Consider the following 10652-nt stretch of genomic DNA (forward strand, 5'->3'; position numbering starts at 1 on the left):
AATAATCCACGACTTGCTAGCGGATTCCAAATTTCAAGAAGGCATCGCTTGGCGTAGGTTTGACGAGAAAGCCGGTGAAACGATCATTCGAAAAGGTGACGAGGGTAACTCCCTTTTTTATCTCGAGAGTGGGACAGTTCGAGTGCTAGGCGGGGCGGAGCTTGACGAAAATCGCCGCATTTCGCCTGGTTTGTGCGATTTGCCTGAAGGCGCGGTTTTCGGGGATGTCTGTTTGTATGGGCCGAGGGAGCGCACGGCATCGGTCGTCGCGTTGACCGATATTTCCTTGCTGGAAGTGCGTAGCGATATGCTAAGCGTCTATTTGGATGACCACCCTGTTCAGGGGTACCTTTTTCTCAAGGCGTTGTTTCAAAGTATGTCCAATCGTTTAACCTTAGCAAATGAAAGAATAGAACATCTTTTGGTATGGGGAATTAAGGCGCATGACATCGACAAGTATCTTTAAGCGTGACGGATCGCGCTTTTAAACGAGAGGAAATGATGGAGCCTGGAAACAAGGTATCTGTTGCAGAAAGTTTCAGTCGATTTTTTTCGGTTGCGCTTGCGGATCAGGCAGAGCAAAAGGATTTGGTCTACAGAATTAGATATCGTGTTTATTGTGAAGAGTTCAAATATGAATCGACTGATCATTTCCCGAATCAGATGGAAATGGACGATTACGATAAGTCTTCGTTACATTGTCTAATTACTCACAAGGAGAGCGGCATGCCGGCCGGATGTGTAAGGTTGGTGCCTGCGGATGGCGATAGAATGACGTCTCCGTTGCCGTTCGAACGCTATTGTAGTGAAAGCCTCAATGTTGAAATGATTGACGCTATGAAGTTAGATCGACACTCTGTCTGCGAAATTTCAAGATTGGCTGTAGATGGCGCGTTCAGACGTCGGAGTGGTGAAACCTTGACGCGATTTGGCGAAATAAATGGCTTCCAATTTTCGCCCCAGGAACAACGAACATTTTCCTCAATTGCGGTGGCGTGTTTTTTTGCCGCCACGGTATTGACTGAGATGGTCGAAAAGACCAACGTATTCGCGATGATGGAGCCGTTCTTGCCAAGAATGATGGGGAAGTCCGGTATTCATTTTCAAAGAGTCGGCAAAGACATTGACTATCACGGTATTCGCGCTCCTTATTTTATAACGACTCAGTCAGCGTTGGAAAATATGCATCCCGAATTAAAGGAGCTGTACCAATGGATAAGAGCAAATATTTACAAGTGATTTTTTAATCTTCTAGATAATGTTGAAATTTTTGGAGATAAAAGTGGGTTTTCCGTCGGCAAGAGTGCTAACAATTAGATCGTTATGTTTGGCCACTCTCATTTTAGTTTCAGTAGGGTGTCAATCCCCGGAAGAAGCCGCGAAAGAGCATTTTCAAAAAGGCAAGGAGTTGTTTGATAAAGGAGAGATAGACACCGCTTTCTTAGAGTTTAAAAGCGCTAATCAGAGTCAAGCAGGTAATGCTGATACTTATTATTATATGGCTCTCGTAGATGAAAAGAAAAATAACTTAAAATCGATGAGGCAAAATTTGTCCAAAGCTATTGAGCTGGCTCCGGATATGATTCCAGCGAGATTAAAGCTTGGGAAAATAAGTTTAATATTTGGTGAGGTGGATAAGGCGAGAGAGCAAGCGAATTATGTATTACAAAAAGAGCCGGCAGAGATTGATGGGCAGATTTTGCTTGCCTCTTCGTTCATCCGCGAGGGGAAATATAAGGAAGCAAGCGATATTGTCGACTCTGTATTAAAATCCGCGCCGGAAAATCCGGAGGCAATCTCCCTGAGCGCTGCCCTAGCATTCGAACGAGGGGAAGTTGATTCAGTATTGTCATTAATTGAAAAAGCTCTAGCCATAAAGCCTGAAAATTTGCCGCTCAGGTTGTTACGAATTAAAGCTTACTCCGCTCGCAATGATATTGAGAAAGTGGTTGCCGAATATGAGTCCTTAGTGACGTTGTACCCAGATGTCGATAATTTCAAGGTAACCCTGGCATCAATGTATTCTATGACAGGAAAGCTTGATAAGGCTGAAAATGTTCTTAGGCAGATTGTTGAGGCTTCTAAAGATAAAATAGGACCTAAAGTCGTTTTGCTAGAATTTTTAAATGCAAAAGCAAAAGACAGAGTTGTTTCCGAATACTCTGCATTGTCCAGCGCAGCAAAAAACGACCAAAACACAGTCTTTGAGTTATCCAAATGGATGATCGCTTCCGGATTTAGGGACGCCGGTGTAAATGGATTGAAAGACGTGCTGTCAGTGGAAAAAAATAGCGATCTAGGGTTAGCCGCAAAAACTGTGATAGCTGAGATGGCGCTAGGAGATAAGCGCTATGACGAGGTAGATAAAGCCTTGACCGAAGTATTAACCGTAAAACCAGATTTCTACGAAGCGAAGTTATTACGCGGTAGGTTATTGCTTTCTGAAAATAAAGTTGATGATGCCTTGGAGTTTTTAAATAAATTGGTTTGGGAAAAAAAGGATGCTGACTCCGCGTATCAATTGCTTGGTCAAGCATACGCGATGAAAAATGATCGAAAGCAGGCGGATCGGAATTTAAAATTGGCTCTTGATATTAATCCAGCCAATGCTGCAGCATTTTTTCCGGTGTATGAAGACTATATGAAAGCGGGGCAGAGAGATACTGCTAGGCACTATTTAGAAAAAGCGATTAAAGCCAAACCAAACCAAATCCTATTTCTGATTGCCATGGTAGAAGCAGATGTGTCGGAAGGGCGATTAGACGAAGCGCAAGAGGTCGTTCAGCGTGTTGCACTGCTTTCTAAAAATAAAGCAATTCCGCTCTATTTACAGGCAACGGTAATGCAGGGGAAAAAACAATTTCAATCCGCGGCTGAGTTATATAAGTCTGTGTTGATTGAGTCTCCCGATCATCTCAACTCGATGATAAACTTGGTTAAGGTCTATGCTGCAATAAACGAACCTAGAAAAGCGCAAGATTTTTTAGAGGATCACTATTCGAAACATTTAGGTAATATTGCTATTGCGAGTGTTTTGTCTGACTTTTATGTTGCGAACAACGACTCAGCTAAAGCTAAAAATTTTATAAACGAACAACTGAAGCGATTTCCGAATGCTGTGCCATTGTATCAATCCTTGGCAAGAATCGAAGCCTCGTTACACAAGGACATTGCAATTGCCAAAGATATTCTCTTAAGAGGGTTGGAAGCCAATCCGGATAGCATTCAGTTGTCGATGTCGCTAGGGGCTGTTTATGAGCAGCTCAGGGATTTTGCAAGCGCTAAGCGACTTTATAGTAAGTTATTGGAGAAATTTCCCGATTCTATGATGGTAGTGAATAATCTGGCGGCTCTTCTGATTGAATCACCTAACTCTGAGGAAGTGGATAAGGGGGCTCAACTCGCTGAAAGGTTAAAAGATGTTGAAAATACTTATTTTAAAGATACGTACGCGTGGTCTTTGGTTAAAATCGGAAAAACCGATCTCGGATTGCAACTGCTCGGACAATTGGTTTTGAAGGAACCCAAGATGCCAGAGCTAAGATATCATCTAGGGGTTGCTCACGCAAAAGTTGGAAACAAAGCGACAGCAATATCCGAACTGAAGCAAGCTATTGCTCTGTCCGAGAAATTAGGGCGTGAGTTTGCTGGGCAAAGCGACGCGAGAAAGATTTTGAGTGAACTAGAACATAAATAATGGAAATTATCGGGCGCTGAAATGAATAGGTTTTTCAATACTGTTGGATTTGCTGTTTTGCTATTTCTCAATGCTGGATGTTCTCAGCCAATGTTGGAGGACGTTCAGCAAGCGTCTGATTATACATATCAAGTTGGACCTGGGGATAGCGTTAATATTTTTGTTTGGGGTAACCCTGAGTTGTCGACTTCTGCGGTTGTCAGGCCTGATGGTAAAATCACAGTTCCTTTAGTTGAGGAGTTGTTGGCTAACGGTAAAACTCCGTTCGAACTTGCAAGAGAAATTGAGAAAGTTCTGGCGACCTATGTGAAAAGCCCGCAAGTAGTCGTCATGGTTTCGGGTTTTAAGGGAGTCAATACCCAACAAATTCGAGTGATCGGCAGAATCGGTGGAGGTTCTTCTGGCGGCAGTGGATCTGGTGGAGGGGGCGGCGGAACAGGTGGAGGTATTGGGCGATACCAAGGGAAAACAATTCCCTACGAGCGAGGAATGAGTTTACTGGATGTTGTTATCCAAATCGGACTTAACCAATATGCCGATGGTAATAGATCTACTGTCATTCGTAACTTCAATGGAGAGTTGAAATCTTACGGGGTTAGAATTGACGACCTGATTGATGATGCAGATTTATCCGCTAATGTTTTGATGATGCCTGGTGACATATTAATAATCCCGGATGCTTATTTTTAAGTCCCTAGAAACGTTTGATTTTTCTTACTTAGTCATGGCTGTTTGATATGCAACAAGAACTTTCAGAAGTATATTTTTATTTGAAAGGGACATTGAAGTATAAGCGTCTGGCAATCATACTTGCTTTGTTTGTTTCTTTAGTCGCTTGGGCATACGTTTTTTTTATGCCGGATAAATTCGAGTCAAAGGCGAAGGTCCATATCGATTCGGCTACGGTAATTCGCCCTTTAATGCGAGGGATGGTGGTAGAGCCGGACATCTCGGCGTTAATTCGCATTATTCAGCAACTTATGTTTACTCGGCCAAATTTGGAGAAAATCATTGAGTTGTCTCAATTGTCGCGCTCTGAAAACGAATCTGCAGCTGCTACCGAGCTCATTGAAAATCTCAAAAAAGATATAACGATAACTGGTGGGCGAGGGGATATCTTCGATATCGCATACACTTCTCAGGATCCCGAGGTTGCTAAAAGCGTCGTTCAGGCTGTTTTGACCGTCTTTTCAGAGCAAACTGAAGGTAAGGCGATGGCTGATGCAAGTGATGCTCAGCGGTTTATTGAACAACAAATTCGTGATTACGAAATACGGTTGCAAGACGCTGAAAAGGCTAAGGAGGAATTCAAGAGAGTAAATTTAGATTTGCTAAATGAGTCCGATCAATTCCAAATGCTGCAAAAGTTGAAGGAGCAATTGCAAGAAGCGAATACGGCTTTACAGCAGGCGCTTTCACGAAAAAGCGTACTAGCGGAACAGGTGGTTGATGTTCAAGACTCGGATGAGGATTGGGGTATGCCTACGGCTAGTCAAGAGGTTTCTGCTGATAATGCAAGAATCGAATCCTTAAAAGATAAACGAACAGAACTGCTCCTGAAATACACTGAAAGGCATCCAGAGATACTTGAAATCGATAAGCTAGTTGAACAACTCAAGAAACAGGAGGAAGAGGCTAAGGCAGCAAAAGCTCCAGTTGAGGAGCCGGGGGTGGGAGGAGCTGCTTTAGGGGCTGATAAGATGGCAAATCCCTATGTTCAAGCTTTAAAAATGGGTTTGGATAACGCAGCTGCCGAGGTTGCTTCCAACCAGTCGCTTGTAGACTCGATTCAGTCTAGAATTAATAAGTTGCAAGAGGGTCTAAATGAGCGTCTTACAATTGAAACTGAAATGAAAAATTTGAATCGTGATTATGAGACTATCAGTCATAAGTACTCCGAGTTATTAGAGCGGCGTGAGCAAGCTCATATTACAGAGCGTGTTGATGATCAGACTTCTAGGCTCAAATTTAAAATCGCCGATCCTCCTAGCAAGCCTGACAAGCCTAGCTTCCCTAATAGGAAATTGTTTTACTCTTTGGTTTTAGTAGTGTCTGTGGTGGTGGGCTTCGGAGTGGCCTTTTTGATATATTTTATTCGGCCGGTATTTATGTCAGCCAGACAGGTTCGTTTGGTGACGGGGTTGCCTTCTTTGGGGAGTGTTTCCTTAACTTCTCAAGGTATAAATCAGTCCAATAACGTCGACTGGGTGTTGATTGCTACGTTTTTGATTTTTATTTCAAGCTATCTTGGAATAATGATATTCGAGCTATTAAAATAGTGCGAATAATTTATAGGTAACTTTATGAGCATTATCGAAAATGCGCTCAAGAAAGCCGGAAAGCAGGGCTTGGTTTTAGATGATGATCAAGTTTTGCCAAAAGGGAGTGCTTCCAGCCCTGCTATTGTAATAAACTCCGAAGAATTAGCATTGGCCGAGTCAGTCAATGGTCAATTTTCCGAGCGGCAGGTTAACCTTGATTGGAAGGGATTGGCGGAGAAAGGTTATATTGATAATAATGATGCTAAGTCACAATTGGCCGAGGAGTTTCGTGTTATTAAACGTCCTTTGGTAAATAATGTACAAGGAGGGGATGGTAACGGCATTAGTCGTCCAAATTTGATTCTCATATGTAGTAGTTTGCCGAGTGAGGGAAAGACTTTTATATCAATTAATCTGGCTCTTAGTTTGGCGAATGAACGAGATAAAAAGGTTCTGTTGATTGATGCTGATGTGGAAAAGCCCAGTATTGCCAAGGAATTGGGTGTTCAAAGCCCATTGGGGCTGATTGAATACTTGGAGGACGATAGAATAACATTTTCTGATATTCTGTTAAAAACAGATCTGCCAAATCTTAGCTTGATTACTGCTGGCAAACGCCATAAATACTCTACGGAGCTACTGTCAAGTCAAAGGATGTATCTTTTTGCGGAGGAAATCAGTCGTAGATATAAAGACAGGATTGTGATTTTCGATTCCCCGCCCTTGCTAGTGGCTACGCAAGCTCAGATTTTGGCTGAGCTGGTGGGACAGGTTGTTTTGGTGATTGCTGCCGAAATTACCCCACAAAGTGTCGTTAACGAAGCGGTTTCAAAGCTGAGTAATTGTGATGTTGTAATGACTCTTCTGAATAAGACTAGGCGTGAGATAGATATATACGGCCATAATTACAGTTACGGTAAGTATGGACAGCAGTAAAGCCCATTGTTTTAATAGGTTAAGGCTTCGGTACATTGCGTTTTTGGTTTGTATCAGTATATTTCACTCGCGCTATGTGGTCGCTTTGGAGTGGCGTGCTACACCTAGCATGTCGGTCAGCGAAATATTTTCAGATAATTTGAATTTGTCTGAAAATGCAAAGAAAAGTGGTTTTGTTACCGATATTAGTCCTGGAATATCGCTATTTGGGTCTTCCGCGCTCAGCAGTTTTAATCTGAACTACCGGTTGCAGGGTTTGTATAATGCTCAAGGTTCGGATAGCGTAGACTTTAATCATCAGTTACAGATGAGTTCTCGTTATCAGATTATTAGAAACAGATTGTTTGTTGAAACCAGCAGTTCTATCAGTCAGCAAAATATTAGTAATGCTTTTGTTGCGACTGATAATATCTCAGGTAACGGTAGTCGAACCGAGGCAAAAAACTTCAATATTTCCCCATATTGGACACCACGGTTCGGGCGATTTGCCAACGGTTTATTTAAAGTCGGTTACAGTCGTTCTTCATTCGATAATGGTGACTCGGCATTGGTTTCTCCGCTCGTTCAAAATCTGATATCAGATTCCGATAGTTTTTTTAAAGAAGCGAGATTGACCAGTGGTAGCGAGTTCAGCTCGGTTACTTGGGGAATGAACTATTCTTCGCGCGAGCAAAATAGAAATTCTGGACAAGATGTTCGATTTGAGGAGTATAGTGGTAATGCTCGGTATTATTTTAACCGGAAGTTTAATGTGTTTGGTCAGGCAGGCTTTTCGGATAATAGCTACCGAACTCTAGCGGCGAACAGTATTAACAATGGTTTTTTTTATACCATTGGCGGGCGGTGGAGTCCGAGCTTATGGTATTCATTGGAAGTCGGAGTCGGTAACAATAAGCATGTCACTATGACTTTTAATCCGTCTTCTAATTTTAGTTCGGCAATTACTTACCGTAATAAGGATGTCGGGCTAAATACAGGAAGCTCGTGGGATGCTAATTTAAACTATCGAGTGCAGAGATTTAGCTTGGGGTTTAGTTATTCTCAAGATACGACCACTCTTCAACAACTTCTAGTAGAGCAAGGCTTCTTCTTGCGAGATGCTTCTGGCAATTTGACGGATGTGACGGATCTTCAAGACCTTATTAGTCAGGGTTTTTTAGCGTTAGATGGGTCGGGTAACGTAATAAAAGGTCCTAATTATAATAACTCTCAATTAGTATTAAATCCTTTTGATTTGGTTGATGACGTAATTGTTAGAAAGCGTGCTAGCGTAAATTTGGCGTATCAGACCGGTAAAAGTCGCTTCAATGCCACTGCTTTTAATGAAAGAAGAAGCTATGAGCTGAGAGTGGGAGAAGATTCGGCTTATGGAATCTCCGGGGGGTGGCAATGGAGTTTTGTGCCTCGATTAAGTTTTTATCTTCAGCCCTCCTGGCAACATTCGGTTGGTTCCGCAGCAAGTAATACACGTTACGATGTAGCATTGGGTTTAACTCGCTCCGTTCCCATAAATTTGGGGCGGCCATTATTGATGAACACAAAGTTGGAGTTTAGGCACATAGAACAGAATTCAGATAGCTCTTTCGGATTCGATTATACCGAAAATAGGGCAACCGCCAATTTTGCTGTGCGATTTTAATTTGCCTACTCGATATGTACGACGGATTTTATAACCTTAACCAAAAGCCTTTTCAATTAAGCGCGGATCCGGACTTCTTTTTTCAAAGTACAGTTCATAAGCGGGCTTTGGCATACATGCACTACGGGCTAACTCAGGGAGAGGGTTTTGTTCTAGTGATTGGATCGCCTGGTACTGGCAAGACAATGCTGGTTAAAAGTTTAATTAAGAATCTGAACAAGGACAAATTGCTCATTGGGGTAATGATGACCTCTCAGGTTGGGCCTGAAGATACCTTGCGGATGGCCGCATCCACGTTTGGATTTAAATTTACGTTAAGTGATAAAGCTAGTTTATTGACTGGTTTTGAACGTTTTATCGTCGAAAAGGCGCGTGAAGGTCGACGTCTTTTGTTGATCGTTGATGAGGCGCAGAATTTGCCTAAGCAGTCCCTTGAAGAGCTTAGGATGTTGACAAATTTAGATGTGAATGGTCACCCTGTTTTTCAGGTGTTTTTGATAGGCCAAACTGAGTTGAAGCGCACCATATATTCGGCCGATATGGAGCAACTTAAGCAGCGCATTGTTTCTACGTTTCAACTTGATCCCTTAGATGTCGAGGAAACTAGAGAATATATTTTGTTTAGATTACAAACCGCTGGTTGGCAAGGCAAGCCAGAGTTCGGTGTCGGTGTTTTCGAGGCTATCCACCAATTTACCGGAGGTATTCCGCGTCGGATTAACACTTTGTGTGATCGATTGATGCTTTTCGGTTATTTGGAAGAACTCGGTCTTATTGATGAGCAGTCGGTTAACCGGGTTATCGTTGAGGTTAAGGAAGAAATGTTATTGGAAGGCGGAGATGAATCGCGGCCAGAGGATTTGCCGTTACACTCGACCCATTCTCGTAACAGTGAAGATATGGATTTGGAAACGCGAATAGGGCGGTTGGAAGATTTGGTTACTAATCTTCGCAGCACCATCAATAAGGAAAGAGCGCTACTTAGGAAAGCGATTTTGCTACAACTGGACATGGATCCGGTCTACGACGACACCTCTAGTTCGGAATAGTTCATGAAATCGAATGTGCTTGTTTGCGTCGTCGGCGCGCGCCCAAACTTTATGAAGATGGCGCCAATTATTAAAGCTTTGAAAGCGGTAGGTCAGCCGATAGTTCCCTATCTGGTGCACACCGGGCAGCACTACGATCAAGCGATGAAAGACACGTTTTTCCAACAATTAGGGATCCCCGAGCCTGATCGAGATCTAGGGGTTGGATCTGGCAGTCATGCTGTTCAAACCGCTAACACGATGCTGCGATTCGAGCCGGTGTTGGATGAGGTGTCGCCTTTCGCGGTATTGGTGGTCGGTGACGTCAACTCGACAATCGCATGTGGGCTGGTTTCGGTTAAGAAAAGCATCCCTTTGATACATGTTGAGGCCGGGCTGAGAAGTTTCGATCGGGATATGCCGGAAGAAATCAACCGAGTTTTAACTGATCAAATTTCAGATCTGCTGTTTACGACCGAGCGCGGCGCTCTCCATAACTTGGAGCGAGAAGGTATCGATGAAGGGCGGGTGTGCTTTGTTGGCAACGTGATGATCGATACGCTGTTAGCGAATTGTCAGCAAGCTGTGACGCCCGATCTGACGCTAGCGACCTATGGGAGTTCTCTAGCGATAAAGGAAGAAGGCTACGCGTTGCTTACCTTGCACCGTCCGTCCAATGTCGACGATCCCGATACACTGGTGCGTTTGATCAAAACCGTCGGTGAAATTAGTAAGAGGCTTCCCGTAATTTTCCCTGTGCACCCTAGGACACAGCAAAAAATTGCCCACGCCGGTCTGCTCGACGAATTCTCAACTGAACGTGTTTCTCTATTGCCGCCAGTTAGCTATTTGGAAATGCTGGGACTGATGCGAGCAGCGCGAGTGGTTCTGACAGATTCGGGGGGGCTACAGGAGGAAACTACCGCTCTGGGGGTTCCGTGCGTCACGTTGCGAGAAAATACAGAGAGGCCGATAACGGTTACCGACGGTACAAATACGATTGTCGGTACCGATGCGGAAAAAATTAAGGCCTGCGTCCACGAGATATTAGACAGCGGCGGTAAAAGGGGGCGGATTCCGGAGTATTGGGA

The 10652-nt window shown here is 43.4% G+C and carries 9 protein-coding genes; all 9 read left to right on the top strand.

Annotation, left to right across the window (positions count from 1 at the left end; all coding sequences use genetic code 11):
• A partial coding sequence (locus tag A1355_RS00005) for a cyclic nucleotide-binding domain-containing protein (protein ID WP_331710089.1) occupies positions 1-466 on the top strand: 466 nt, incomplete at its 5' end.
• A gap of 32 nt (positions 467-498) precedes the next feature.
• A complete protein-coding gene (locus A1355_RS00010) occupies positions 499-1239 on the top strand; it encodes a PEP-CTERM/exosortase system-associated acyltransferase (RefSeq protein ID WP_231883496.1) in 741 nt (246 codons plus the stop codon).
• A gap of 88 nt (positions 1240-1327) precedes the next feature.
• Complete coding sequence (locus A1355_RS00015) at positions 1328-3697, top strand: tetratricopeptide repeat protein (protein WP_231883497.1); 2370 nt, start codon at positions 1328-1330, stop codon at positions 3695-3697.
• Between the two features lie 21 nt (positions 3698-3718).
• Positions 3719-4387 (top strand): polysaccharide biosynthesis/export family protein, encoded by a 669-nt coding sequence (locus A1355_RS00020; protein WP_064023853.1) that lies wholly within the window; start codon positions 3719-3721, stop codon positions 4385-4387.
• 47 nt (positions 4388-4434) lie between these two features.
• On the top strand, positions 4435-5976 hold the full coding sequence (locus A1355_RS00025; protein ID WP_064023854.1) for an XrtA system polysaccharide chain length determinant: 1542 nt from the start codon (positions 4435-4437) through the stop codon (positions 5974-5976).
• 24 nt (positions 5977-6000) lie between these two features.
• A complete protein-coding gene (locus A1355_RS00030) occupies positions 6001-6894 on the top strand; it encodes an XrtA-associated tyrosine autokinase (RefSeq protein WP_064023855.1) in 894 nt (297 codons plus the stop codon).
• Complete coding sequence (locus tag A1355_RS24185; protein WP_082885264.1) at positions 6881-8533, top strand: TIGR03016 family PEP-CTERM system-associated outer membrane protein; 1653 nt, start codon at positions 6881-6883, stop codon at positions 8531-8533. The genes A1355_RS00030 and A1355_RS24185 overlap by 14 nt, the downstream gene beginning before the upstream one ends.
• A gap of 14 nt (positions 8534-8547) precedes the next feature.
• Positions 8548-9582 carry an XrtA/PEP-CTERM system-associated ATPase gene (locus tag A1355_RS00035; RefSeq protein WP_064023856.1) on the top strand — a complete coding sequence of 345 codons (1035 nt, stop codon included), beginning with the start codon at positions 8548-8550 and terminating at the stop codon, positions 9580-9582.
• A gap of 3 nt (positions 9583-9585) precedes the next feature.
• A partial coding sequence (gene wecB, locus A1355_RS00040) for a non-hydrolyzing UDP-N-acetylglucosamine 2-epimerase (RefSeq protein WP_064023858.1) occupies positions 9586-10652 on the top strand: 1067 nt, incomplete at its 3' end.

Source organism: Methylomonas koyamae, from assembly GCF_001644025.1.
Lineage (GTDB): Bacteria > Pseudomonadota > Gammaproteobacteria > Methylococcales > Methylomonadaceae > Methylomonas > Methylomonas koyamae_A.

Excerpts from the sequence above, each read along its gene's own strand:
- A1355_RS00010 (WP_231883496.1), top strand. The coding sequence starts at position 499 with ATGATGGAGCCTGGAAACAAGGTATCTGTTGCAGAAAGTTTCAGTCGA.
- A1355_RS00020 (WP_064023853.1), top strand. The coding sequence starts at position 3,719 with ATGAATAGGTTTTTCAATACTGTTGGATTTGCTGTTTTGCTATTTCTC.
- A1355_RS00025 (WP_064023854.1), top strand. The coding sequence starts at position 4,435 with ATGCAACAAGAACTTTCAGAAGTATATTTTTATTTGAAAGGGACATTG.
- A1355_RS00030 (WP_064023855.1), top strand. The coding sequence starts at position 6,001 with ATGAGCATTATCGAAAATGCGCTCAAGAAAGCCGGAAAGCAGGGCTTG.
- A1355_RS24185 (WP_082885264.1), top strand. The coding sequence starts at position 6,881 with ATGGACAGCAGTAAAGCCCATTGTTTTAATAGGTTAAGGCTTCGGTAC.
- A1355_RS00035 (WP_064023856.1), top strand. The coding sequence starts at position 8,548 with ATGTACGACGGATTTTATAACCTTAACCAAAAGCCTTTTCAATTAAGC.